Consider the following 23,802-nt stretch of genomic DNA (forward strand, 5'->3'; position numbering starts at 1 on the left):
CGCCAAGCCCCCGGGCACCCGATACAATTGCGAAACGTTCTCATTTAAGGACACGGAATGCGAAGCCTGCTCGTTTCCCTGCTCGGCCTGTGCCTGGCCCTGCCCGCCCAAGCCGAATCACTGGTGGTCTACAGCGCGCGCATCGAGCCGCTGATCAAGCCTGTGTTCGACCGCTACACGGAAGAGACCGGCGTCCGCATCGAGTTCCTTACCGACAAGGAGGCCCCGCTGCTCGCACGCCTGCAGGCCGAGGGGGAGCGCACGCCAGCCGACATCTTGATGACCGTGGACGCCGGCAATCTCTGGCAGGCGGCCGAGCGCGGAGTGCTGGCCCCGCTCGACTCCAAGGTTCTGGAGGCGAACATCCCCGCCCATCTGCGTGACGCTCAGGGCCGCTGGTTCGCCCTGTCTCTGCGCGCGCGGACGATCCTCTACAACACCGACCAGGTGAACCCCGACACCCTGTCGACCTACGCCGACCTTGCCGAGCCGCGCTGGAAGGGCAAGCTTTGCCTGCGCACCTCGAAAAAGGTCTACAACCAGTCCCTGGTCGCTGCCAGCATCGCCGAGCGCGGCGTCGAGGCGACCGAGAAGATGCTCCGCGGCTGGGTCGAGAACCTCGCCGCCGCGCCCTTCGCCAGCGACGACGAGGTGATCAATGCGGTGGCCAGCGGCCGCTGCGCGGTCGGCATCGTCAACAGCTACTACTTCGGCCGCCAGCAGCGCGACAACCCGGATATCCAGGCCGCGCTGTACTGGCCTGACCAGGCCGAGGGCCAGCATGGCGTGCACGTCAATGCCTCGGGCGCGGGCGTGACCCGCCACGCGAAGAACCCGGAACAGGCCAAGCGCTTCCTCGAGTGGCTGTCCAGCGGCGAGGCGCAATCCATGTTTGCTTCCCTCAACATGGAGTTTCCGGCCAACCCGGCGGTGGCTGCAGCGCCCGAGGTCAAGGCCTGGGGCGACTTCCGCGCCAGCGATTTCCCGATCGCCGACAGCGGCCGGCTGCAGGCCGAGGCCGTGGCGTTGATGGACCGTGTCGGCTACCGCTGAACCTGTTGTTTCCCTGAAACTGCCGACCCGCTGGCCGCAGGCCGGTCGGGTCGGCTGGATCGGGCTGGCCTGGCTGCTCTGCCTGCCGACCCTGATTCCACTGATGGCCACCCTGTTCGGCGCGCTCCAGGCCGAGCCCGATGTGCTGGAGCACCTGACCTCGGTCGTCTTGCCGCGGGTGGCGGTCAACAGCTTCTGGCTGGTGCTGGGCGTCGCCGCGGGCAGCGCCCTGCTCGGCACCGCGCTCGCGGCCCTGGTGGCCCTGACCGAATTCCCCGGGCGGCGCTGGTTCGCCTGGCTTCTGATGCTGCCGCTGGCGATGCCGGCCTATGTCGCCGCCGTGGCCCTGATCGGGCTCTTCGATTACGCCGGCCCCATCGCCACCGTGCTTCGCGGCTGGGGTCTCGAAACCTGGCCCGAGTTCCGCTCGCGCTGGGGCGTCACCCTCACCCTGATCCTGACCCTGTATCCCTACGTCTACCTGATTGCGCGTGGCGCCTTCGCCAGTCAGGGCGCTCGCGCGCTGGAGGCCGCGCGGGCGCTGGGCATGGGCCCGCTGCGCGCATTCCTGCGCGCGGCCCTGCCGATGGCCCGGCCGTTCATCGCCGCCGGCACCCTGCTGGTGGCCATGGAAACGCTGGCCGATTTCGGCACCGTCGCCGCCTTCAACTACGACACCTTCACCAGCGCGATCTACAAGGCCTGGTTCGCGATGTTCTCGATCGAGGCCGCGCTGGCCGTCGCCGGCTTCATGCTGCTCGGCGTGCTGGCCCTGATCGCACTCGAGACCTGGAGCCGCCGCGCCCAGCGCTTCCACCAGGTGGGCCACCGTGGCCCGGTCTCGCGCGCCGGGCTCGGCCGCTGGCGCTGGGCGGCCTCGGCCTTTTGTGCCGGCGTGCTGGGGCTGGCCTTCGTGGTGCCGATGGCGCGACTTGCCTGGCTGGCCTGGCCCAGGCTGGACACCCTGGGCAGCCGCGATCTCGGCATCGCCGGCAACTCGGTTCTGCTCGCGCTGCTGGCCGCCGCGCTCACGGTCGGCGTGGCGATGGCCCTGTCCCTGCTCTGCCGCAAGGCGCCGGGCACCGCGACACGAAGCGCGACCCGCATCGCCACGCTCGGCTACGGGCTGCCCGGCGCCCTGCTGGCGGTGGGGCTCTACGTGCCGGTGACCCTGATGCTCAATCGGCTGGCCGACTGGGCCGGCTGGCAGGGCGTCGCCCAGGGGGGCCTGGGTCTGCTGCTGGTCGCCTACGCCGTGCGTTTCACCGCTGTTGCCCACGCCCCGGTCGAATCGGCCTGGCTGCGCATCCGCCCCAGCCTGCTGGAGTCAGCCCGCGGCATGGGGGTATCCGGCTGGCGCCTGCTGCGCGGCGTGCATCTTCCGCTGCTGCGCAGCGGCCTGCTAACCGCCGCCCTGCTGGTGGTGGTCGACGTGATGAAGGAGATGCCGATCACCCTGATGACGCGGCCCTTCGGCTGGGACACGCTGGCCACCCGCGTGTTCGAATTCAGCAACGAGGGTCAATGGGCCGAAGCTGCGCTGCCTTCGATTGCCATCGTGGTGGTCGGGCTGCTGCCGGTGTTGTGGCTGGAAAGAAGGATGCAGGATGCGCCTTGAGTTGGATCAGGTGGCGGTGGGCTATGAGGGCCGCGAAGTCGCCGGCGAGGTCACCCTGGCAGTGGAGCCGGGGCAGATCGCCTGCCTACTGGGCCCATCGGGCTCGGGCAAGACCACGGTGCTGCGCGCCATCGCCGGTTTCGAACCGCTGCTGCGGGGGCGCATCCTCGGCGATGGCGAGCTGCTGAGCGGCCAGGGCCGACAGGTACCGCCGGAACGCCGTGGCATCGGCCTCGTGTTCCAGGACTTCGCCCTGCTGCCGCACCTGAGCTGTCGCGACAATGTCGGCTTCGGCCTTTTCGCGCTGCCGAGGGCGCAGCGGCGCCAGCGGGTCGATGAGCTGCTCGAGGTGGTCGGGCTGACCGCGCATGCCGGGCGCTATCCGCACGAGCTGTCCGGAGGCATGCAGCAGCGCGTGGCCCTGGCCCGCGCACTGGCCCCCCAGCCGCGCCTGCTCCTGCTGGACGAACCCTTCTCCAGCCTCGACCCCGACCTGCGCGAAAAGCTGTCCCTCGACGTGCGGCTGATCCTCAAACAGCAGGGCAGCACCGCCCTGCTGGTCACCCACTCGCAGGCCGAGGCCTTCGCCATGGCCGACCAGGTCGGCGTGCTCAGCGGCGGCCGCCTGCGCCAATGGGCCAGCGCCTACGAGCTCTACCACCGCCCCGCCTCGCGCGAGGTCGCGCAGTTCATCGGCGAGAAGATCTGGCTGCGCGGACGGGTGGCGCCGGACGGCCGCATCGCCACCACGCTGGCCCTGCTGCAGCCCCGCGCGACCGGCTTCACGCCCGGCCAGCAGGTCGACGTGTTGCTGCGTCCGGACGACATCATCCACGACGACGCCAGCCCGCTGCAGGCCCGCGTGGTCGAACGCACCTTCCGCGGCTCGGAGTTCCTGTACACGCTCGCCCTGGACGACGGCACGCGACTGCTTTCGCTGGTGCCCTCGCACCACGACCACGCCATCGACCAGAAGATCGGCATCCGGCTCGATCTGGAGCATGTGGTGGTGTTTGGGGTGGATGAGGGCTCAGGGCTCAGAGGCTAGGGTTCGCCCGCTGCGCGGGCCGCCTTCGCTTCGCTCGGTCAGGGCTCAGGGCTCAGGGCTCAGGAAGGCAGCATGCGGCGATCCGGGGGCTTCAGCGCGGTCCCGAGTCCCGAGTCCCGAGTCCCAGCTCCCCGCCCCTGCCCTTCCCCACTCCGGCAGAATAACCGCCTCGTCCCAAGGAGCCGCCCATGTCTTCCGCCATCCAGCGCTACGCCGCCGAACTCGACAGCATCCGCGAGCAGGGGCTGTTCAAGCGCGAGCGCGTCATCACCTCGCCGCAGTCGGCCGAGATCAGCCTGGCCGATGGCCGCCGGGTGCTGAACTTCTGTGCCAACAACTATCTGGGCCTTGCCGACCATCCGGCGGTGATCGAGGCGGCCAAGCAGGCGCTGGACAGCCACGGCTTCGGCATGGCCAGCGTGCGATTCATCTGCGGCACGCAGGACCTGCACAAGGAACTTGAGGCGAAGATTTCGGCCTTTTTCGGCAAGCAGGACACCATCCTCTACGCCGCCTGCTTCGACGCCAACGGCGGGCTCTACGAGCCGCTGCTGGGCGAGGAGGACGCGATCATCTCCGACGCCCTGAACCACGCCTCGATCATCGACGGCGTTCGCCTGTGCAAGGCCAAGCGCTATCGCTATGCCAACTGCGACATGGCCGACCTCGAGAAACAGCTGCAGCAGGCCCGCGCCGACGGCGTGCGCGACATCCTGATCACCACCGACGGGGTGTTCTCGATGGATGGCTTCATCGCCCCGCTGGACGAGATCACCCGCCTGGCGGGGAAGTACGACGCCCTGGTCCATATCGACGAATGCCACGCCACCGGCTTCCTGGGCGAGCACGGCCGCGGCTCGGCCGAGGTCAAGGGCGTCCTCGACCGCATCGACATCATCACCGGCACCCTCGGCAAGGCGCTGGGCGGCGCGCTGGGCGGCTTCACGACCGGCCGCGCCGAGGTCATCGAGATGCTGCGCCAGCGCTCGCGGCCCTACCTGTTCTCCAACTCCCTGCCGCCGCACGTGGTGGCCGCCGGAACCAAGGTGTTCGAGATGCTGGCCGCGGCCGGCGAGCTGCGCGGCAAGCTGCGCGACAACACCGCCTATTTCCGCCAGCGGATGAGCGAGGCCGGCTTCGACCTCAAGCCCGGCGAGCACCCGATCGTGCCGGTCATGCTGTACGACGCCCCGCTGGCGCAGCGCTTCGCCGAGCGCCTGCTCGAGGAGGGCATCTACGCGATCGGCTTCTTCTACCCGGTCGTGCCCAAGGGCCAGGCACGCATCCGCACCCAGATGAGCGCGGCGCACTCGCGCGAACAGCTGGATCGCGCCATCGACGCCTTCATCCGCGTTGGCAAGGAGCTGGGGCAGCTCGGCTAGCCGGGCACTCCCCCGCCCCGACTTGCGTCGCCCCGCCGCGAACGTGAAGATGCCTGTTGCCGCCCCGCGTGGGGCCAGCGGACTCCAGGAGTGGCGTTGATGAGCGATCGGCAGGCAGCCGGCGGATCCGGGCAGCGGGCGACCATCCTGCTGGTGGAGAACGCCAAACTGTTCCACCAGATGGTGGGCGAGGCCCTCGGTGAGCGCCTCGACATCGACCTGATCCACGCCCACAGTCTTGCCGAGGCTGCGCAGGCCATCGAGAAGCACGGCCATCTCACCCTGGTGCTGACCGGACTCGTGCTCTCCGACGGCGATCAGGAAAAGATCGTCGACTTCTTCCTTTCGCGGCAGCTGCCCACGGTCATCGTCACCGGGGTCTTCGACGAGGAGGTTCGCAAGCGCCTGCTTGAGCGGCCGATCATCGACTACGTGCTGAAGAACGCGCCGGGCGCGGTCGACTATCTGGTCTGGCTGGTGCAGCGCCTCGACCGCAATCGCCGCATTACCGCCCTGGTGGTCGACGACGCTGCCTCGGCACGCATGCACGCCAGTTCCCTGCTGCGGCTCTATGGCTTCCAGGTAGTCGAAGCCGAGGGCGGCGAGCAGGGTCTGAAGAAGCTGACCGAGGACCCGACCATCCGTCTGGTGATCACCGACCAGGAGATGCCCGGGATGGACGGCGTCGAGTTCACCCGGCGCCTGCGCGCCCAGCACCCGCGCGACACCGTCTCGGTGATCGGCGTTTCGGGCGCAGGGCGCAGCACCCTGGTGGCGCAGTTCCTCAAGAATGGCGCCAACGACTTCCTGCACAAGCCGTTCTCGCGCGAGGAATTCTTCTGCCGCGTCTCGCAGAACGTCGAGAACCTCGAGCTGATCGGTTCGCTGCAGGACCTCGCCACCAAGGACTTCCTCACCGGGCTCGCCAACCGCCGGCACTTCTTCGCCCGGGGTGCGGAGCTGATGGCCCAGGCCAAGGCGGGCAAGCGCCGGGCCTGCGTGGCCATGCTCGACATCGACCTGTTCAAGCGCATCAACGACACCTACGGCCATGATGGTGGCGACGTCGCGCTGAAGGCGGTGGCCTCCGCCCTGGCACGCTTCGCCCGCCCGCAGGACCTGGTCGCCCGGTTTGGCGGCGAGGAGTTCGCCGTGATCGCCATGGATCTCGGCGAAACCGAGTCGGAATACTTCTTCGAGGGACTGCGGGCGCGGATCGAGAATCTCGCCGTGCAGTTCGGCGAGCACCGCATCCCGGTCACCACCAGCATCGGCGTCTGCGTCGACCGCCTCGACTCGCTGGACGCCATGCTGACCGAAGCCGACCGCCTGCTCTATCTCGCCAAGGCCGGCGGCCGCAACCAGGTGCGACGGAGCAACGATCCGGCCAACGCTGCCTGAATCCATCCCCGCCGACCCCATCCCCGCCGAGGAGGCCCCCATGGCAACGCTCCGCACACTCTCCCTTTCCCTGATCGCGGCCCTCACGCTGTCTGCCTGTGGCAGTGGCCAGCCACCGACGCAGGATGCGGACGGGGCGCCCGCCGAGCGCGCCGCCGAACAGGTGGTCAATGTCTACAACTGGTCGGACTACGTCGCCGAGGACACCCTGGCCAATTTCCGCGCGGCCACCGGCATCCGCGCGGTCTACGACGTCTATGACGGCAACGAGATCCTCGAAGCCAAGCTGATGGCCCGCAACAGCGGCTATGACGTGGTCTTCCCCTCGGCCCGCCCCTTCGCCGAGCGGCATGTCGCCGCGGGCATCTACCAGCCGCTGGACCGCAGCAAGCTGCCGAACTGGCAGCACCTTGATCCCAAGGTGCTCGAGGGCCTGTCCAGCATCGACCCGGGCAACCGGCACCTGGTGCCCTACATGTGGGGCACCACCGGGCTCGGGATCAACGTCGCCAAGGTGAAGGAAGCCCTTGGCGAGGAGGTCGCCCTGGATAGCTGGGCCCTGCTCTTCGACCCCGCCCACGCCGGGAAGCTGGCCGCCTGCGGAATCGCCGTGCTGGATGACGACCAGGAAGCCTTCGGCGCCGCCCTGATCCACCTTGGCCGCGATCCCAACGCCCAGGCCGAGGACGAGCGCGAGGTGGTCGGCGATCTCTACTCGAAGATCCGCCCACACGTCCGCTACTTCCATTCCAGCAAGTACATCGACGACCTCGCCAACGGCGACCTGTGCCTGGCCATGGGCTATTCCGGCGATGTCTTCCAGGCCCGCGACCGCGCCGCCGAGGCCGGCAACGGGGTCGAGATCGAGTACATCATCCCGAAGGAAGGCGCGCTGCGCTGGGTCGATGTCATGGCGGTGCCGGTCGACGCGCCGCACCCCGAGCAGGCCCACGCCTTCATCAACTACCTGCTTGATCCCAAGGTCATCGCCTCGATCACCGACTATGTGGCCTATGCCAATCCCAACCTCGCTGCCCGGCCGCTGATGGACCCCGAGATCGCCGGCGATCCGGGCATCTATCCGCCGGACGAGGTCATGGCCAAGCTGGTGGATCCGAAAACCCTGCCCAACGAGCAGCAGCGCGAACGGGTCCGCGCCTGGACCTCGATCAAGACCGGGCGCTGAGCCTCCATGCCGTCATGAATGCGGGCAGATGCCCGGTCCCGGCGCCCGGGCCGTGTGCGCTCGGTCCAACACAACGGCGGAGGCGCGCTGCCGTGCGCCGGGCTTCGGCGACAGCGGCGAACTGACCCGGATCAGCGGGCCCGCATCGGCGTCGGCCTGATCCGCTGGCTGCCCGAGCGGGTGAACACCCAGACCGTAGCCGGTGGCATGTTCCGCCATATCACGCTGCCGCGGCGGGCGGTCAGGGCCAGGTCCTCCAGAACCTCGGTCCTGATCGGGCAGGTCGGACCATAGGTGAACTGGATCAGCCGCCCTTCGCGGGCGAGCACGCGGAAGGCGGCCTCGACGATCGACTGCTGGGTCTCGCGCCCCATCGACAGCAGACCCAGGCCCGACAGCACCGCGTCAACCGTGCCACCCTCGTCGAATCCGCAGCGGGCCACGATATCGGGAAGCTCCTTGGCGTCGCCGCAGACCACGTGCGCGTCCGCGAAGCGTTCGGCGAGGTGCTGGTGAAGATCCTCGTTAAGCTCGAGCACGAGCAGGTCGCGCGGGCGAATGCCGTGGTCGAGCAGCGCCGCGGTGAACACACCCGTGCCGCCGCCCAGCTCGATCACGCGCCGCGTGCCGGTGGGCAACTCTCCCAGCATCTCGCGCGCCAGATGCTGGCTGGACGGCGAGATAGCCGCGATCGACAAGGGGCTCTTCAGCCACTGCCGGAAGAAGGTCCAGTGCGCCGGCGCCCCTTCCTCGCCCGGCGCGCCCGGCCAGCGCCCCTTACGCGCCGCCACGACAGCATCCGTTCCGGCATGGCGTGCTACAACCACGATGCACGTGAAGCTCTCCCTTGGCGCAGAGGCGCCCTGCCCGAGAGCATTGCCGCACTCTCCGGGGAGGTCAATATGCGCATTCTCATACTCGTCCTGCTCTGCCTGCCGCTGACCGCCTGGAGCGCCGAACCGCTGCGCCCGGAAGCGCCGGGCCATCGACCGATCCGGCCGATCGGTGACTGCATCGATCCGTCACGGGTTCGCGGCTTCCATGTCCTGGACAGTCGCACCCTGCTGGTCGATGCCGGGCGGCGCCGATTCCGCGTCGTGCTGTCCTGGAGCTGCAACGAGCTGCACAGCCACCGCGGACTGGCCTTCGACACCCGTAATCCGTCGGGACGGGTCTGCGGTGACATCGGCGACGCCGTCCTGCCCCGTGAAGGCAGCGGCGGCATCCTCGGCCGCTGCGACATCGGCGAGATCAAGCCGATCAGCCCGGAAGAGTGGGAAGGCGAACTGCGCGCGCGCTGAATCCGCGCGGCGGGTTTGGGCGCAAAGCAGACATCCATAGGGTGCGGCTGGCCGCACCGGGCGTGCCGACCGAACGCCCGTATCGGTGCGCCAAGGCACACGCTATGGGGCTTTGCTGACGCCCAACGAAGTCCGACTGTGGGAGCGCCCTTGGGCGCGACCGCGGAGTTCCGCTCTGGCCGCGGTCTGAGGTGAATCCGTAGCGCCGCGGTCGCGCCCAAGGGCGCTCCCACAATTTGACTGCGGCAAGGCCTGCCTTGCGGCGCAAACCGGACCTTGCAGCACCGTTGCGTGTAGGAGCCAGCTTGCTGGCGATAGGCGCCCCGGAAGGGACGATCGCCAGCAAGCTGGCTCCATTCGGGTTTTGCGGAAGGTCTTCTTCGCGCCCGAAACGCTCGCTGGCGCTCAGCGCCGGCGCAGGGTCCAGACGCGGTGGATGCGCGGGTTGCGGGAGAAGTCCGGCGGCAGGGCGCGGGGGCCCCATTCCTCGATTGCGCAGTCCGCGAACGCCGAATCGTCAAGGCGGAAGCGGCGGAAGTTGTTGGAGAACACCAGCACGCCATCCGGCGTGAGCCGGTCGAGGCAGGCGCGTAGCAGGGCGACATGGTCGCGCTGTACGTCGAAGTCCTCGGCGCGCGCCGAGTTCGAGAAGGTCGGCGGGTCGCAGAAGATGAGCCCATAGCGTCCGCGCTCGGCGCGCAGCCAGGCCAGGCTGTCGGCCTGCACCAGCCGGTGGGCGGCGCCGGTGAACCCGTTCGCCGCGAGGTTGCGGCCGGCCCAGGCGAGGTAGGTCTGGGACAAATCCACGCTGGTCGTGGAGCGGGCGCCGCCGGCAGCCATCTGCACGCTGGCCGCGCCGGTGTAGCAGAACAGGTTGAGCACGTCGCGACCCGAGGCCATCTCGCGAAGTGCGGCGCGCACCGGGCGATGGTCGAGGAACAGGCCGGTGTCGAGGTAGTCGAACAGGTTGACCTCAAGCCGCATGCCGGCCTCGTCGACGACCAGGGACTCGCCGCGCCTGTCGAGCACGCCGTACTTGCTGCCGCCCTTGCCGCGCTGGCGCGTCTTCAGGGCGATGCGCTCGCGCGGCAGTTCGAAGACCTCGCCAGCGGCGCGCAGCAGATCTCCGAGCCGACGCCGCGCCGCGTCCTCCGGAATGCTGGGCGGGGCCGCGTATTCCTGAACATGCAGGTGCAGCGAAGCGTCCTGGGCCGAGGCATAGACATCGATCGCGGCGGCGTATTCGGGCAGGTCGGCATCGTAGACCCGGTAGCAGGACACGCCCTCGCGCTCGCGCCAGCGACGCAGGTGGCGCTCGTTCTTGCGCAGCCGGTTGGCCACCATCTGCGCGCCCTCGCCGAGAGGTCGCGACTCGCGCGCCGACCTGGGCGCGTGCAGGGGGTCGCAGACCAGGAGCAGGGTTTCCAGGCGGCCGTTGAACAGGCGATAGGTTTTTTGCGCGCGCAGGCCCGTGGCCCGGGCAAGGGCCTCGTCGCCGCAGAGGAGGGCGGCCCGCCAACCCGGCACCCTTCGAACCAGGGCTTCGCCCAGCGCGCGGTAGAGGGCGGGGTCAGCGGCCAGCCGCTCGTCGTAGGGCGGATTGCAGACCACCAGGCCGCGGGCACCCTCCGGTGTCGGCGCCTCATGCGTCGCCGCGGACTCGAAGCGGATCGCCGCGGCGACCCCGGCGGCCTCGGCATTCTCGCGGGCGATCCGGATCGCCCGCGGATCGATATCGCTGCCGAGAAAGCTCGGCCGCAGGGCCTGCCGGCCGGCTTCAGCGCGGGCCTGCGCCGCCGTGCGCAGCGCCTGCCAGTCCTGCAGCGGAAAGCCCTTCCAACGGGTCGGCGGGCGATCACCGTAGCGCCCCAGCCCCGGCGCGATGCCCGCGGCCATGCAGGCGCCCTCGATCAGCAGGGTGCCGCTGCCGCACATCGGATCGAACAGCCCATGCCCCTCGCTCGCCAGCCCCGGCCAGCCGCCGCGTAGCAGCACCGCCGCGGCCAGGGTTTCCTTCAGCGGCGCTTCGCCCTGCTGCGCACGCCAGCCACGCCGGTGCAGCGGCCCGCCGAGATCGATCGAGATCACCGCCCTGCCCTTGCGCAGCAGCAGGTCGAGGCGCAGGTCGGGGTCCTCGCGATCGACATCGGGCCGGGTGCCGTGCTCGCGGCGCAGGCGGTCGACGATGGCGTCCTTCAGACGCTGGGCGGCGAACTGGCTGTGCTGCAGGGCGCCGCTGCGGCCGTGGGCGTGGATCGCCAGGCTGCCGGTCGGCTCGAGATGGGCCGACCAGTCGACCTCCATCGCCCCGGCATACAGCTGGGCCTCGTCGGCGCAGGGGAAGTCAGCGATCGGCAGCAGCAGCCGGCTGGCAAGGCGCGATTCGAGCAGGACGGCGATGCCGGTCTCCAGCTCGGCCTCGAAGCCGACGCCCGACAGCGCCTCGCGTGGCGCGACCATGCCGAGCTGCTGCAGCTCCTCGACCAGCAGATACTCGAGGCCCTTGGCGCAGGGGGCGAAGAACCTCACTTGAGCGTCGACAGGAAGCGGCCGAACTCCTCGGCGCAAAGGTCGACGTGGCGATCCAGGCGGTGCCCGTCGTCGACCAGCAGCAGGCGATCACGGCGGCGCTGCGTCCAGCGGATCACGTCGCCGACCGGGCAGACGTCGTCGCTCCAGCCGTGGACCACCATGGTCGGCTGCACGGCCGCGCGCAGGCTGCGCGGGAAGCCGTCGATATTGACCGGAGGGGCGATCAGGAAGAGCCCGGCACAGGGCACCTCGAGGCTGGCCAGGGCGGAAATGAAGGCGCCCATGCTGGAGCCGGCGAGCACGAGCGGTCGGCGGGCTCCGGCGCAGCGCTCGAGCAGGGTGCTCAGCCGGGCCTGGATCTCGTCGACATTCATCCGCGCGTCGATTGCGCTGTAGTCGGGCCGCTCGTGGGTCCAGCCCAGGCGCTCGGCCACCGCCGCCAGGGCCGACACCTTGGCCGCCGCAGGGCTGCTGTTCAGTCCGTGGGAAAGAATCACGTGGCCGGGCATGGGCGCGGGCATCGGCGGCGAAACGGGTCGCTAGTGTACTCGCCCCGCCCGCTCCCCGAGTGGCGATTGCTCCGCGGGCAGCGATGGTCGACCATGCGCGCATGCTGCCCGACGCGCCCCCGACGACCATCGAGATCGACCCGTTGCCCTACGAGACGCGGCTCGAGGCGCGCCCGACCGCGGCGATCCGCGGCGTCGTGATCCACTGCACCGAGACCCCGGACCTCGCCCGCGCCCGGCGCATCGGCGAGGAAGTCCGCTACCCCTCGGGCACCGGCAACAGCGGTCATTACTACATCGATCTCGATGGCCGCACCCTGCGCTATGTCGCCCCCGAGCGCATCGCCCATCATGTCCGTGGGCACAACGCCGACAGCATCGGCATCGAACTGGTCAACCGCGGCCGCTATCCGCACTGGCTGCACGCCGACCACCAGGCCATGGACACGCCCTACACCCCGGCCCAGATCGCCGCCCTGCGCCGCCTGCTGGCCGAGCTCGAGAGCCGTCTCCCGACCCTGGAATGGATTGCCGGCCACGAGGACCTGGACCGCGAACAGGTCCCCGCCGCCGACGACCCCAGCCGCCAGGTCCCCCGCAAGCGCGACCCCGGCCCGATGTTCCCCTGGGATGAGGTGCTCGCCGGCAGCCGGCTGCGGCGGGTGGGGGAGTAGGGGGCGGTAGTCGGGAGCGGGGAACGCTCGGGAGCTGGGCGGGCCCCAGGGACGGTGGCAGCTACAGCCCCCCTCCCAACCCCCCCCTACGGCGCCAAGCGCCGCAAGGGGACGGGCGAAGCCCGCTCCCTGAGCCCCGACCGAGCGAAGCGAAGGCGGCCCGCGCAGCGGGGGAACCCTGAGCCCTGAGCCCTGAGCCCTGAGCCCTCCGCCACCCACCCGCTATACTTGCCGGCTGTTTCCGACCGGGGCTCCCGCCTTGCAGACCGTCGTTGCTGAACTGCTGGACCTGCTGCGCCTGGAGCGGCTGGAGGACAATCTCTTCCGCGGCCAGAGCCGGGATATCGGCACGCGCTACGTGTTCGGCGGCCAGGTGCTGGGGCAGGCGGTCTCCGCCGCCCAGCAGACCGCGCCGGAGGACCGTTTCGTTCATTCCCTGCATGCCTACTTCCTGCGCGCCGGCGACATCAGCCTGCCGATCGTCTACGACGTCGACATCACGCGCGACGGCGGCAGCTTTTCGGTGCGCCGGGTCACCGCGATCCAGAAGGGCAAGCCGATCTTCGTCCTGGCTGCCAGCTTCCACGTCGACGAAGACGGCGCCGAGCACCAGCTCTCGCCGCCCGAAGTGCCGCGACCCGAGGACCTGCCCGAGGCGCCGGATCTTGATGCCGAGACGATGGACCAGCTGCCGGCCAAGATGCAGCGCTGGCTGACCCACAAGGGGCCATTCGAGTTCCGCCCGGTCTATCCGCGCAACGAGCTCAAGCCCTCCAAGCGCCCGCCCTACCAGCAGGTCTGGTTCCGGCTGGTCGACCGCATCCCGGACGATCGCACCCTGCACGCCTCGATGCTGGCCTATGCCTCGGACTTCCACCTGATCGGCACCACCACCTTGCCGCATGGAATCTCCTACCTGCAGCCCAACGTGCAGATGGCCAGCCTCGACCACGCCATGTGGTTCCACCGTCCGCTGCGGGTCGACGACTGGCTGCTCTACGCCTGCGACAGCCCCAGCGCCCAGGGCGCCCGCGGTCTGGCTCGCGGCAGCATCTACGACACCCAGGGGCGACTGGTCGCCTCGACCGCACAGGAAGGCCTGATCCGGGTCCTGCCCGAGGGGGGGAAGGACTGACATGCGCCAGATCTATGCATCGCCGCGTCTTGAGAACGTCGAGCGGGTCGCCCAGCTGCTGGGCGAGTCCGGGGTCGAGACCTGGATCAGCAACGGGCGCTCCTACAAGGGCCGCAACCGGCGCAATTTCAGCTTCCGCGACCACGCCCAGGAGCCCTCGGCGGTGTGGCTGGTGCAGCCCAAGGACCTCAGCCGCGCCACCGCGATCCTGCGCGAGGCGGGCCTGCTGACCACCACCCGCGACCGCAACTTCGTCCCCAGTGCCGGCCGCCTGAACCACCCTGACCAGCGCAGCCGGCCGGCCTCGACCGCCGTGCGCGTGCGCCTGGTGCTGCTGGTCGTGCTCGGTCTGATGGCCGCGATGATGGCCTGGCAGCTGTTCTGATGTCACAGGCCGGATGCCGGCGCGTCCGGCATCCCAGGACCCAGGAGTTGCGCCCACGATGAAAACCGATGCCCTGCTCTCGCTGATCGAAGTGCACCTGCCCGCGGCCCAGGCCGGCGACCAGGAGGCGTTCGGACATATCGTCGCCGGCTGCCAGGGCGGCATCACGGCGATCGCGCTGGCCATCGTCCGCGACATCCAGACCAGCGAGGACATTGCCCAGGAGGCCTTCCTCAACGCCTGGACCCACCTGCGCCGGCTGCGCAACACCTCGAGCTTCCTGCCCTGGCTGCGTCAGATCACCCGCAACCTGGCCCGTGACCACCTGCGCCGGCGGGTCACCGAGCGCCGCTACGACGGCGACATGGACGACATCCTGCGCGTGGTGGCCGACCCGGCCCCCGACGTGCCCGAGCGCCTGCAGCGCATGCATGAGGAAGAGGTCGTCGCCGAGCTGATCGACGAACTGCCCGAGGACACCCGCGAGATCCTGCTGATCTACTACCGCGAGGGACAGTCCTCCAAGCAGGTGGCGCAGCTGCTGGGAATGACCGACGCCGCGGTGCGCAAGCGCCTGCAGCGCGCCCGAGACAGCCTGCGCGAGGACCTGATGACCCGGCTCGGTGACTTCGCCCGCAGCAGCGCGCCGAGCGCCGCCTTCACCGCGATGGTGCTGGCCGGCCTCAGCCTGAGCCCGACCGCGGCGGCGGCCGGTCTTGCCGCCGGCGGCGCGGCGGCCAGCAAGGGGCTGTCCAAGCTGCTGTTCGGCGCCGGCGCCGCCGGCAAGGGCGCCTCGAAGTTCATGCTCGGCGCGGCCGGCGGCATCGTGTTTGCACTGGTGGCCGGCATCGCCGGCGTGCTGTTCGGCGTGCGCCGCTACTGGGTCACCGCCATCGATGCCGAGGAGAAGCGTCGCCTGGCCTGGTTCGCCCTGTCGGGCATCGGCGTCGTCGTGGTCTTCACCGGCCTGATGGCCTGGATGGCGCACACCGAGAACATGGCCGGTGCGACCCTGGCCTTCTTCGCCCTGATCGCCGGAATCGGCGCCATGAATCTGACCTGGCTGCCGCACATCCTCGCGCGACGTCATGCGGCGGAGGCGGCGAAGAACCGCATCGCCGCCGCGATCGCCCGGCGCGAGGAGCGCAAGCAGGCCTGGGTCGGCATCGCCCTGGGCCTGCTGTTCGGCGGCATCGGCCTGGGCACGGCGGTCCTGCTCTACGGCAACCTGTAGCCGGGCATCCGGCTCAGCGGTCGGCGCCAGGCTCCGCAGGGGAATCAGCCACCAGACGGCGGATCTCGTCGTCGTCCAGCCAGCGCCAGGCGCCCTTGGCCAACTCGCCGAGAAGCAGATCACCGATGGCGACGCGGACGAGGCGCAGGACGCCAGCGCCCAGCGCCTCGAACAGCCTGCGGATCTGCCTGTTGCGGCCTTCGTCGAGCACCACCTCGACCCAGCAGCTGCGCTCGGCCTCGCGCAGCAGGCGAACCTGCCGGCAGCGCCAGGGCGGCTGGTCCGGCTCGATCGTGATGCCGGCTTCCAGGCGCGCGACCCACTGCGGATCGAAGGGCGCATCCAGGCGCACGTGATAAGTCTTGTCCGGTCCCCGCTGCGGATCGAGTACCGCCGCCGCCCAGGTCGGGTCGTTGGTGAAAAGCAGCAGCCCCTCGCTGGCCTTGTCCAGGCGCCCGACCGGCGCCAGCCAGCCCTCGTCGATGCCCGCAAGGCAGGCGTAGACGGTATCCCGGCCGCGCTCGTCGACTCGCGTGGTGACCAGTCCGCGCGGCTTGTTCAGGGCCAGGCAGCGCCGCGCAGACTGCTCCAGACGGGCACCGTCGACCTCCACGCGGTCGCGCTGCGGGTCCACCGGATGCTCGGGATCGCGCACCGTGCGGCCGTTGACCTTGACCCTTCCCTCACGCACCAGGGCCTCGCCCTGACGCCGTGAACACAGGCCTCGCTTGGACAATACACGCGCAACCCCGTAGCGGGGTCCGATACGCGGGCCGGATCGCTTATGCATCCAGCCAGCATGACGAAGGCGTAGTCGATTGGCTACGCTTGGGCGGCGACAAGGCCCCGCTGCAGTCCGCCTTGCGCCCTATCCCACTCCCACTGCCTGCGAATGAGCCCAGAAGTCCGCAAACAGCAACCCTGGTGGCACAAGCCGATAGTCGCCCTGCGACGCTGGTTCGACACCAGCACAGGGGAGACCGAGGGCCCACTCTCCGACGAGGTCGACTGGCTGCGGGTGATTCCGTTCGTGGCCATGCATCTGGCCTGCCTTGCCGTGTTCTGGGTCGGCGTGTCCTGGATCGCGGTGGCCGTCGCCGCGGCCCTGTATGCGCTGCGCATGTTCGCCATCACCGGCTTCTACCACCGTTACTTCTCGCACAAGGCGTTCAAGACCTCGCGAGTGATGCAGGGCCTGTTTGCCGTGATCGGCGCGACGAGCGTCCAGCGCGGGCCGCTCTGGTGGGCCTCGCATCACCGCAACCACCACCGGCACAGCGACAGCGAGGCCGACTTCCACTCCCCGGTGACCCGCAGCATGCTGTGGAGCCACATGGGCTGGTTCCTCACCCCGCGCGGCTTTGCCACCGACCACAGCGTGATCCGTGACCTCGCCCGCTTTCCCGAACTGCGCTGGATCGATCGCTTCGACACCCTGATCCCCATCGCGCTCGCGGCCGGGCTGTTCGGCCTTGGCAGCTGGCTGGGCTCGGCGTATCCGCAGCTGGGCACCAGCGGACCGCAGATGCTGGTCTGGGGCTTCTTCGTCTCCACCGTGGCCCTGTTCCACGCCACAGTGACCATCAATTCACTCGCGCACCGGTTCGGTAGCCGCCGCTTCGAAACCCGCGACAACAGCCGCAACAACCTCTGGCTTGCCCTGCTGACCTTCGGCGAGGGCTGGCACAACAACCACCACCACTTCCCGGGCTCGGCGCGCCAGGGGTTCCGCTGGTGGGAGGTCGACCTGACCTACTACGGCCTGCGCCTGATGAGCCTGGTCGGACTGGTCTGGGACCTGAAGCCGGTGCCCGCCCAGCTCAAGCGCCGCGGGCAGGGCTGAGGGATGCGGATCGCGGTCGTCGGCTCCGGCATCTCCGGTCTTGCTTCCGCCTGGCTGCTGTCGAAGCAACACCAGGTGACCCTGTTCGAGGCCGACTCGCGACTGGGCGGGCACACGCATACCCACGACATCAGCCTGCCGAGCGGCAACTACCGGGTCGACACCGGCTTCATCGTCTGCAATCCGCAGAACTATCCGCTCCTGTTCGCCCTTTTCGAGGAACTCGGCGTCGCCACGCGGCCGACCACGATGAGCTTCTCGCTGCGTTCGGATCGCAGCGGTCTGGAGTACATCGCGTCGGATCTGCGTGGCATGTTCCTGCAGCGGCGTCGCCTGCTGTCGCCGCGCCACTGGCGCCTGCTGCGCGACATCCTGCGCTTCTATCGCCAGGCCCCGGCGCTGCTGGATCTCTCCGGGGATGGCCCGGACCTCGGTGACTGGCTGCAGGCCAACGGCTACTCCGAGGGCTTCCGCGACGAGCACCTGGTGCCGATGGCCTCGGCGCTGTGGTCCTCACCCTCGGACCAGGTGATGAAGTTTCCTGCCAAGTACCTGGTCGCCTTCATGGCCAACCACCACATGCTGCAGGTCGATGATCGGCCGCAGTGGCGCGTGGTGAGCGGTGGATCGTCAAGCTATGTGGCGGCGATGCAGGCGCGCTGGCAGGTGGATGTGCGCTGCGCCACGCCTGTGCGAGGCGTGCACCGCGACGAGCGCGGCGTCACCCTGCGCACCGACCAGGGCAGCGAGGACTTCGATGCCCTGGTGCTGGCCTGCCACAGCGACCAGGCCCTGGCCCTGCTGGAGGACCCCAGCGAAGCGGAGCGATCCGTGCTTGGCGCCATCGGCTACCAGCCCAACGAGACCGTGCTGCATACCGATCCCTCCCAGCTGCCGCGCGACGCCCGCGCCTGGGCGGCCTGGAATGCGCTGATCCCGGCCAGCCACGAGGATGCCTGCACGGTCAGCTACTGCATGAACCACCTGCAATCGATCGATGCGCCGGAGCCCCTGGTGGTCACGCTCAACCGCAGCCATGCCATCGACCCCGACAAGGTGCTGGCGCGAATGCAATACGCCCACCCGGTCTACACCCGCGAGAGCGTCGCTGCCCAGCGCCGCCGCGACGAGATCAGCGGCCAGCGAAACACCTGGTATGCCGGCGCCTACTGGGGCTGGGGTTTCCACGAGGACGGCATGCGCAGCGCGGTCGAGGTGGCCCGCGCGCTGGGCATCCGCTGGCCGGGCACGGCGGCGGATCGAGAACGGCTGCAGGCCGAACCGGTCGCGGCATGAGCGCCGGGCTGGCCAGCGCGATCTACCGCGGCGAGGTGCAGCATCGGCGGCATTCGCCGCACCCGCACGCCTTCCGCTACCCGCTGTTCATGCTCTACCTCGATCTCGACGAGCTGCCCGGCCTGTTCGCCGGGCGCTGGCTGTGGTCGATCAACCGCCGCAATCTCGCCGAGTTCCGCCGCAGCGACTATCTCGGCGATGCCGACCGACCGCTCAAGGCCTGCGTGCTGGACACCGTGGCCGCGGCAACCGGCCAGCGCCCCGACGGCCCGGTGCGGCTGCTCACCCACCTGCGCTACTTCGGTCACTGCTTCAATCCGGTGAGCTTCTACTACTGCTTCGAAGCCTGCGGCGAGAGGCTGCACAGCATCGTCGCCGAGATCACCAACACCCCGTGGAAGGAACGCCACCGCTACGTGCTGCCGCTGCGCGGCGCCGAGTCGCTGGGCGAGGGCTGGCGCTGGGATTTCCGCAAGGCCTTCCACGTATCGCCCTTCCTGCCGCTGGACCGCGACTATCGCTGGCGCTTCGGCGCGCCGGGCGAACAGCTGCGGGTGCACATGGACTCGCGATCCCGCGAGGGCAAGGACTTCGACGCCACGCTGTCGCTGCGGCGTGAGCCGATCACCGCGGGCAACCTTGCCCGCTGCCTGCTCCGTCACCCGGCGATGACGCTGAGGGTGGTGCTGGCGATCCACTGGCAGGCGCTGTTGATCTGGTGCAAACGCAACCCGGTCTACGATCATCCCTCAATCAATGAGGCGCATCGGCGTGAATGAATCTATCGACACCACCCTGGACGCGGCCGAACCGGCCCAGGAGGATGGAAAACGGGGCTCCCCGGCCGGGAGTCTCGAGCGCTTGCTGCGGCGGCGCCTGCTGGACACGCTCGCAGCGCTGCGCGACGCCGAGATCAGACTGATCGACGCCGAGGGTGACCTGCGCCTGGGCGCGCCCGCGGCAGATCCCGCCCGGACGCTGCATTGCACCCTGCGCATCGACGACCCGGGCTTCTATCGTGCGCTCGCCACGAACGGCTCGGTGGGCGCCGCCGAGGCCTACATGGACGGGCTCTGGCACTGCGACGACCTGGTCGCCCTGGTGCGGATCCTGGTGCGCAATCGCGACCTGCTCGACGCCATGGAGTCCGGCACCGCCCGCCTCGGCGGCCTGCTTATGCGCGGATGGCATGCGCTGCGGCGAAACACCCGCGGCGGCAGCCGACGCAACATCGCGGCGCACTACGACCTCGGCAACGAACTCTTCGAACTGTTCCTCGATCCATCGATGATGTACTCCTCGGCGCTCTACGCCCGCGAGGACGAGTCGCTTGAGGACGCCCAGTTCCGCAAGCTCGACCGCATCTGCCGCAAGCTGCAGCTGGGGCCGCAATCCCGGGTGGTCGAGATCGGCACCGGCTGGGGCGGCTTCGCGCTGCACGCCGCGAAGCACTACGGAGCGCATGTCACCACCACGACGATCTCCCGCGAGCAGCATTCGTTGGCGGAACGCCGTGTTCAGGAGGCCGGGCTCGGCGATCGGATCGACCTGCTGCTGCGTGACTACCGCGAGCTGGACGGGCAGTACGACGCCCTGGTCTCGATCGAGATGATCGAGGCGATCGGCCATCAGTATCTCGACACCTATTTCGCCAAGGTCGCCAGCCTGCTCAAGCCGGAAGGCATGGCCCTGATCCAGGCCATCACCATCGAGGACCATCGCTACCAGCAGGCCCTGGAGTCGGTCGACTTCATCAAGCGGCATATCTTTCCCGGCAGCTTCATTCCCTCGGTCAGCGCCATGCTCGGCGCTGCGGGCCGCACCGACCTGCGGCTGTTCAATCTCGAGGACATCGGTCCGAGCTATGCGCTGACCCTGCGCGAATGGCGGCGGCGATTCATGGGCCAGCTCGACCGCGTGCGCGCCCTGGGCTACCCCGATCGCTTCATTCGCATGTGGGAGTTCTACCTCGCCTACTGCGAGGGGGGATTCATCGAACGCTCGATCGGCAACGTGCACCTGCTGCTCACCCGACCTGGATGCCGGCGCGAGCCCTGGCTGCCGGACCTGTCGTGAAACGCTGGTTGCCCAATCTGATCGGATTCCAGCTGGTCTGGATGGCAGCGGTCGGCGGCGCGGCCCAGGGCTGGTGGTGGGCCGGCCCCGCCGTGCTCCTGGTGTTTGCCATCGCCCAGCTGGCGGTGACCCGCAGCCGCGCCTCCGACGTGCGGCTGATGGCCTTCTGCGCGATCCTCGGCCTTGCCCTGGACAGCCTCTGGGTGCAGGCGGGCTTCATGAAGTTCGCCGCTCCCCTGCCCGACCCTCGCCTCGCGCCGATCTGGATCGTCGCCATGTGGGTCGGCTTTGGCCTGACCGTCAACCATTCGCTCAGCGGGCTCAAGCCGCTGCCCTGGCTCGGCGCCCTGCTCGGCCTGCTTGGCGGCCCGCTCGCCTACTGGGCGGCCGAACGGGCCTGGGGGGCGGTGGAGATCAGCGCCTCGGTCTGGCCGTTCCTGGCGCTGGGCGTGGCCTGGGCCCTGGTCACCCCCTTGCTGCTCTGGCTGGGCGACCGCTGGCAGCCCGACGCCGCCGCCAGGCCCGCGGCATGAGCGGTCTGCCCCTGCTTCCGCTGCTGCACGTGCTGCTGGCCACCATGGTCGTCATGGCCATTGGCTGGGAGATCCAGCGACGCACCCGCAATGCGGGCATTGTCGACGTACTCTGGGCCGCCGCCATGGGCGGTGCGGCGATCTACTACAGCACCGTCGGCGTCGGCTGCAATCTGCCGCGCCTGCTCGTCGCCATGCTCGGCGGCGTCTGGGCCGCGCGGCTAAGCCTGTTCCTGCTCTGGCGCGTGCTGCATGAGGAGGAGGATGGCCGCTACCGATACCTGCGCCGGCACTGGAACGACAGCCAGCCGAGGTTCTTCGCCTTCTTCATGGGCCAGGCCCTGTTCACCGCGCTGTTCTCGGTGCCCTTCCTCGTCGCCAGCAGCAAGCCGCACAACCCGGTCGACGTCTGGGTAGTGCTCGGCGTGCTGGTCTGGGCCGGCAGCCTCGCCGGCGAAAGCATTGCCGATCGGCAGCTGGCCCGCTTCCGGTCAAACCCCGAGAACAGGGGCAAGACCTGCCGCGCCGGGCTGTGGCGCTATTCGCGCCACCCGAACTACTTCTTCGAGTGGCTGCACTGGTTCGCCTGGGTCTTCCTCAGCATCGGCTCCGAGGTCTGGTGGCTCGCCCTGCTGGGACCCCTGCTGATGGGCGCCAGCCTGGTCTGGGTCACCGGCATTCCCTTCGCCGAGGCCCAGTCCCTGCGCTCCCGCGGCGAGGACTACCGTCGCTACCAGGAAGAGACCTCGATGTTCTTTCCATGGTTTCCCAAGGAGCGCGATTCGTGATTCGGGATTCGGTATTCGCAAGGGCGCGTCTGCCAGCCTTGCGTGAATTCCTCACCCCCGATCAGGTCGCCCAGCCCGTGGCGGAATCCTGTGGCTGACGCCGCAGGCACCGATCTTACGAACCCCGAACCCCGAATCCCCAATCCCGGAAAAACATGCTCATTGACCTTTGCGAACGCGGCCTGATTCCCGACTCCCTGACCCGCCTGGGCATTCGGCGGCTTTGCGCGCAGCGCCTGCAGGAGGAGTGCGCCGGGGACGCGGAGGCGGCCTGGGTGCGCTTCCGGCGCCTGCTCGACGAGCTGCGCAAGAGCCCGGTGGCGATCGAGACCGAGGCGGCCAACCGTCAGCATTACGAGGTCCCCGCACGCTTCTTCGAACTCTGCCTTGGCAAGCGCTACAAGTACTCCAGCTGCTACTACCCGCGCGGCAGCGAGACGCTGGACCAGGCCGAGGAGGCCATGCTCTCCCTCTACGGCGAACGCGCCGAGCTGGCCGATGGCCAGCGCATCCTCGAGCTCGGCTGCGGCTGGGGCTCGCTGACACTGTGGATGGCCGAGCGTTACCCCGGCGCACGCATTACCGGGGTCTCGAACTCGAACAGCCAGCGCGAGCACATCATGGCCAAGGCCCGGGAACGCGGGCTCGGCAACGTCGAGATCCTCACCCGGGACGTGAACCGGCTGGAGCTGGACACGCGATTCGACCGCGTCGTGTCCATCGAGATGTTCGAGCATATGCGCAACTACGCCAGCCTCCTCCAGCGGATCAGCGGATGGCTGGATCCGGGCGGCAAGCTGTTCGTGCACATCTTCTGCCACCGCGAGCTGATGTACCCCTTCGAGACCGAAGGCGAGGACAACTGGATGGGCCGCTACTTCTTCACCGGCGGCCTGATGCCCGCGGCCGACACCCTGCTGCATTTCCAGCAGCACCTGCGCCTGGAACAGCAGTGGCGGCTCTCGGGCCGGCACTACGAGCGCACCGCCAACCACTGGCTGGAGAACCAGGACCGCCACCATGACGAAGTCATGCGCGTGCTGGTCGATACCTACGGCAAGGATGAGGCGCCGCTGTGGAACCAGCGCTGGCGCATGTTCTGGATGGCCTGCGCCGAGCTGTTCGGCTATCGCGACGGCAACGAGTGGCTGGTCGGCCACTATCGCTTCGTGCGCCCCTGAGAACGCGAAAGGCCCGGCGACTGGCCGGGCCTTACTCCTGTTTGGCCTGTCGCAGCGGGACCGAGCGGCCCCGCGCGAGTCGCGCTGTTACTCCGCGACCACCGGCGCCGTCGGTGCGGCCGCGGTATCGGCCTTGGCACGGACGATGCGGATCCCGCGGCTGGCCATCCAGGCGTCGAACTCGTCGGCGCTCATCTTCTGGCCCGGCTTCATGTTGAAGCGATACGGCGTGTTGTCGAACTCGGTCTGCTTCTGGTAGCCATTCGCCGCCACCAGATTCTGCTGCTGGCAGCGGGAGAAGGCGTCGCGGGCCAGCACGGCGTCGACGCTGAGCGCCCCCCCCTCACCCGGCGACCAGGCCAGAGCCGTCGCTGCCACGTCGAGCTCGGCGCCGGCCGCGGCACCGGTCGGCGCAGCGCAGTCTTCGGCCAGAGCGAGCGACGGAGCGATGATGAGGCCGAGCAGAAGAATTGCGCGCATTTACCTGTCCCGGAAAGAAAAAGCCGGCGGACAGTGTAACGCAGCCAGCCTCGATGAAAAGGGCGCCCCGGTTCGCGTTTTCGCGTTCAGGCAGCCCGGCGGCACCTATCCGGCGACGCGCGGTCCCGACATCGGCAAAGCAGAAGC

23 protein-coding genes are annotated in these 23,802 nt (G+C 69.2%); 18 read left to right on the forward strand and 5 right to left on the reverse strand.

What is annotated here, in order from left to right; genetic code table 11:
• Positions 1–57: 57 nt before the first annotated feature.
• From M0G41_RS09150 to M0G41_RS09175, 6 genes are all read left to right on the forward strand, one after another.
• Positions 58–1,053 carry an extracellular solute-binding protein gene (locus tag M0G41_RS09150; protein ID WP_248208343.1) on the forward strand — a complete coding sequence of 332 codons (996 nt, stop codon included), beginning with the start codon at positions 58–60 and terminating at the stop codon, positions 1,051–1,053.
• Complete coding sequence (locus tag M0G41_RS09155; protein WP_248208344.1) at positions 1,037–2,671, forward strand: ABC transporter permease; 1,635 nt, start codon at positions 1,037–1,039, stop codon at positions 2,669–2,671. The genes M0G41_RS09150 and M0G41_RS09155 overlap by 17 nt, the downstream gene beginning before the upstream one ends.
• Positions 2,661–3,719, forward strand: coding sequence for an ABC transporter ATP-binding protein (locus M0G41_RS09160; protein WP_248208345.1), 1,059 nt, complete (start codon positions 2,661–2,663; stop codon positions 3,717–3,719). The genes M0G41_RS09155 and M0G41_RS09160 overlap by 11 nt, the downstream gene beginning before the upstream one ends.
• A 188-nt stretch (positions 3,720–3,907) precedes the next feature.
• On the forward strand, positions 3,908–5,101 hold the full coding sequence (gene kbl / locus M0G41_RS09165) for a glycine C-acetyltransferase (RefSeq protein WP_248208348.1): 1,194 nt from the start codon (positions 3,908–3,910) through the stop codon (positions 5,099–5,101).
• 99 nt (positions 5,102–5,200) lie between these two features.
• Complete coding sequence (locus M0G41_RS09170; RefSeq protein WP_248208352.1) at positions 5,201–6,502, forward strand: diguanylate cyclase; 1,302 nt, start codon at positions 5,201–5,203, stop codon at positions 6,500–6,502.
• Between the two features lie 40 nt (positions 6,503–6,542).
• Complete coding sequence (locus M0G41_RS09175; RefSeq protein ID WP_248208355.1) at positions 6,543–7,688, forward strand: polyamine ABC transporter substrate-binding protein; 1,146 nt, start codon at positions 6,543–6,545, stop codon at positions 7,686–7,688.
• A 131-nt stretch (positions 7,689–7,819) separates the two neighbouring features.
• On the opposite strand, the gene M0G41_RS09180 is transcribed toward M0G41_RS09175, so the two are convergent.
• The gene (locus M0G41_RS09180) at positions 7,820–8,479 is read right to left on the reverse strand and encodes a class I SAM-dependent methyltransferase (RefSeq protein ID WP_248208358.1); all 660 of its coding nucleotides are present in this window, start codon (positions 8,477–8,479) and stop codon (positions 7,820–7,822) included.
• 111 nt (positions 8,480–8,590) lie between these two features.
• Between M0G41_RS09180 and M0G41_RS09185 the strand changes: the two genes are divergently transcribed.
• Positions 8,591–8,989, forward strand: coding sequence for a DUF6491 family protein (locus tag M0G41_RS09185; protein ID WP_248208360.1), 399 nt, complete (start codon positions 8,591–8,593; stop codon positions 8,987–8,989).
• A 405-nt stretch (positions 8,990–9,394) separates the two neighbouring features.
• On the opposite strand, the gene rlmKL is transcribed toward M0G41_RS09185, so the two are convergent.
• Entirely contained in the window at positions 9,395–11,518 is a 2,124-nt protein-coding gene (gene rlmKL, locus M0G41_RS09190; RefSeq protein WP_248208363.1) for a bifunctional 23S rRNA (guanine(2069)-N(7))-methyltransferase RlmK/23S rRNA (guanine(2445)-N(2))-methyltransferase RlmL, read from the reverse strand.
• Positions 11,515–12,030 (reverse strand): lysophospholipase, encoded by a 516-nt coding sequence (locus M0G41_RS09195; protein ID WP_248208365.1) that lies wholly within the window; start codon positions 12,028–12,030, stop codon positions 11,515–11,517. The genes rlmKL and M0G41_RS09195 overlap by 4 nt, the downstream gene beginning before the upstream one ends.
• Before the next feature lie 104 nt (positions 12,031–12,134).
• Between M0G41_RS09195 and M0G41_RS09200 the strand changes: the two genes are divergently transcribed.
• The 4 genes from M0G41_RS09200 (at position 12,135) to M0G41_RS09215 (ending at position 15,458) form a co-directional block, all read left to right on the forward strand.
• On the forward strand, positions 12,135–12,704 hold the full coding sequence (locus M0G41_RS09200; RefSeq protein ID WP_425511244.1) for an N-acetylmuramoyl-L-alanine amidase: 570 nt from the start codon (positions 12,135–12,137) through the stop codon (positions 12,702–12,704).
• A 259-nt stretch (positions 12,705–12,963) separates the two neighbouring features.
• A complete protein-coding gene (gene tesB, locus M0G41_RS09205; RefSeq protein ID WP_248208367.1) occupies positions 12,964–13,839 on the forward strand; it encodes an acyl-CoA thioesterase II in 876 nt (291 codons plus the stop codon).
• A gap of 1 nt (position 13,840) precedes the next feature.
• Positions 13,841–14,224: a hypothetical protein gene (locus M0G41_RS09210; protein ID WP_248208369.1), complete on the forward strand. Its 384-nt coding sequence runs from the start codon at positions 13,841–13,843 to the stop codon at positions 14,222–14,224.
• 58 nt (positions 14,225–14,282) lie between these two features.
• Entirely contained in the window at positions 14,283–15,458 is a 1,176-nt protein-coding gene (locus M0G41_RS09215) for an RNA polymerase sigma factor (protein WP_248208371.1), read from the forward strand.
• Between the two features lie 13 nt (positions 15,459–15,471).
• Here the strand turns inward: M0G41_RS09215 and M0G41_RS09220 are convergent, their stop codons facing one another.
• Positions 15,472–16,248, reverse strand: a complete 777-nt coding sequence (locus tag M0G41_RS09220; RefSeq protein WP_282452835.1) for a pseudouridine synthase — start codon at positions 16,246–16,248, stop codon at positions 15,472–15,474.
• Between the two features lie 102 nt (positions 16,249–16,350).
• On the opposite strand from M0G41_RS09220, the gene M0G41_RS09225 reads away from it, so the two are divergent.
• From M0G41_RS09225 to M0G41_RS09255, 7 genes are all read left to right on the forward strand, one after another.
• A complete protein-coding gene (locus tag M0G41_RS09225; RefSeq protein WP_248208379.1) occupies positions 16,351–17,301 on the forward strand; it encodes an acyl-CoA desaturase in 951 nt (316 codons plus the stop codon).
• Between the two features lie 3 nt (positions 17,302–17,304).
• On the forward strand, positions 17,305–18,597 hold the full coding sequence (locus tag M0G41_RS09230; RefSeq protein ID WP_248208382.1) for an NAD(P)/FAD-dependent oxidoreductase: 1,293 nt from the start codon (positions 17,305–17,307) through the stop codon (positions 18,595–18,597).
• Complete coding sequence (locus M0G41_RS09235; protein WP_248208385.1) at positions 18,594–19,376, forward strand: DUF1365 domain-containing protein; 783 nt, start codon at positions 18,594–18,596, stop codon at positions 19,374–19,376. Before M0G41_RS09230 ends, M0G41_RS09235 begins: the two co-directional genes overlap by 4 nt.
• A gap of 16 nt (positions 19,377–19,392) precedes the next feature.
• The gene (locus M0G41_RS09240; protein ID WP_248208923.1) at positions 19,393–20,673 is read left to right on the forward strand and encodes an SAM-dependent methyltransferase; all 1,281 of its coding nucleotides are present in this window, start codon (positions 19,393–19,395) and stop codon (positions 20,671–20,673) included.
• The gene (locus M0G41_RS09245; RefSeq protein ID WP_248208388.1) at positions 20,670–21,206 is read left to right on the forward strand and encodes a DUF2878 domain-containing protein; all 537 of its coding nucleotides are present in this window, start codon (positions 20,670–20,672) and stop codon (positions 21,204–21,206) included. Before M0G41_RS09240 ends, M0G41_RS09245 begins: the two co-directional genes overlap by 4 nt.
• Positions 21,203–21,994 (forward strand): DUF1295 domain-containing protein, encoded by a 792-nt coding sequence (locus M0G41_RS09250; protein ID WP_248208390.1) that lies wholly within the window; start codon positions 21,203–21,205, stop codon positions 21,992–21,994. The genes M0G41_RS09245 and M0G41_RS09250 overlap by 4 nt, the downstream gene beginning before the upstream one ends.
• 155 nt (positions 21,995–22,149) lie before the next feature.
• Positions 22,150–23,175 (forward strand): SAM-dependent methyltransferase, encoded by a 1,026-nt coding sequence (locus M0G41_RS09255; protein WP_248208405.1) that lies wholly within the window; start codon positions 22,150–22,152, stop codon positions 23,173–23,175.
• Positions 23,176–23,262: 87 nt separating this feature from the next.
• Here the strand turns inward: M0G41_RS09255 and M0G41_RS09260 are convergent, their stop codons facing one another.
• Entirely contained in the window at positions 23,263–23,655 is a 393-nt protein-coding gene (locus M0G41_RS09260) for a hypothetical protein (protein WP_248208408.1), read from the reverse strand.
• Between the last annotated feature and the right edge of the window lie 147 nt (positions 23,656–23,802).

This window comes from Pseudomarimonas salicorniae, assembly GCF_023156535.1.
Taxonomy (GTDB): domain Bacteria; phylum Pseudomonadota; class Gammaproteobacteria; order Xanthomonadales; family Xanthomonadaceae; genus Pseudomarimonas; species Pseudomarimonas salicorniae.

Coding starts and splice junctions, on each gene's coding strand:
- M0G41_RS09255 (WP_248208405.1), top strand. CDS start 22,150: ATGCTCATTGACCTTTGCGAACGCGGCCTGATTCCCGACTCCCTGACC.
- M0G41_RS09195 (WP_248208365.1), bottom strand. CDS start 12,030: ATGCCCGGCCACGTGATTCTTTCCCACGGACTGAACAGCAGCCCTGCG.
- M0G41_RS09170 (WP_248208352.1), top strand. CDS start 5,201: ATGAGCGATCGGCAGGCAGCCGGCGGATCCGGGCAGCGGGCGACCATC.
- M0G41_RS09235 (WP_248208385.1), top strand. CDS start 18,594: ATGAGCGCCGGGCTGGCCAGCGCGATCTACCGCGGCGAGGTGCAGCAT.
- M0G41_RS09220 (WP_282452835.1), bottom strand. CDS start 16,248: ATGCATAAGCGATCCGGCCCGCGTATCGGACCCCGCTACGGGGTTGCG.
- M0G41_RS09160 (WP_248208345.1), top strand. CDS start 2,661: ATGCGCCTTGAGTTGGATCAGGTGGCGGTGGGCTATGAGGGCCGCGAA.
- M0G41_RS09250 (WP_248208390.1), top strand. CDS start 21,203: ATGAGCGGTCTGCCCCTGCTTCCGCTGCTGCACGTGCTGCTGGCCACC.
- M0G41_RS09225 (WP_248208379.1), top strand. CDS start 16,351: ATGAGCCCAGAAGTCCGCAAACAGCAACCCTGGTGGCACAAGCCGATA.
- M0G41_RS09185 (WP_248208360.1), top strand. CDS start 8,591: ATGCGCATTCTCATACTCGTCCTGCTCTGCCTGCCGCTGACCGCCTGG.
- M0G41_RS09215 (WP_248208371.1), top strand. CDS start 14,283: ATGAAAACCGATGCCCTGCTCTCGCTGATCGAAGTGCACCTGCCCGCG.
- M0G41_RS09230 (WP_248208382.1), top strand. CDS start 17,305: ATGCGGATCGCGGTCGTCGGCTCCGGCATCTCCGGTCTTGCTTCCGCC.
- M0G41_RS09210 (WP_248208369.1), top strand. CDS start 13,841: ATGCGCCAGATCTATGCATCGCCGCGTCTTGAGAACGTCGAGCGGGTC.
- M0G41_RS09175 (WP_248208355.1), top strand. CDS start 6,543: ATGGCAACGCTCCGCACACTCTCCCTTTCCCTGATCGCGGCCCTCACG.
- M0G41_RS09260 (WP_248208408.1), bottom strand. CDS start 23,655: ATGCGCGCAATTCTTCTGCTCGGCCTCATCATCGCTCCGTCGCTCGCT.
- M0G41_RS09150 (WP_248208343.1), top strand. CDS start 58: ATGCGAAGCCTGCTCGTTTCCCTGCTCGGCCTGTGCCTGGCCCTGCCC.
- kbl (WP_248208348.1), top strand. CDS start 3,908: ATGTCTTCCGCCATCCAGCGCTACGCCGCCGAACTCGACAGCATCCGC.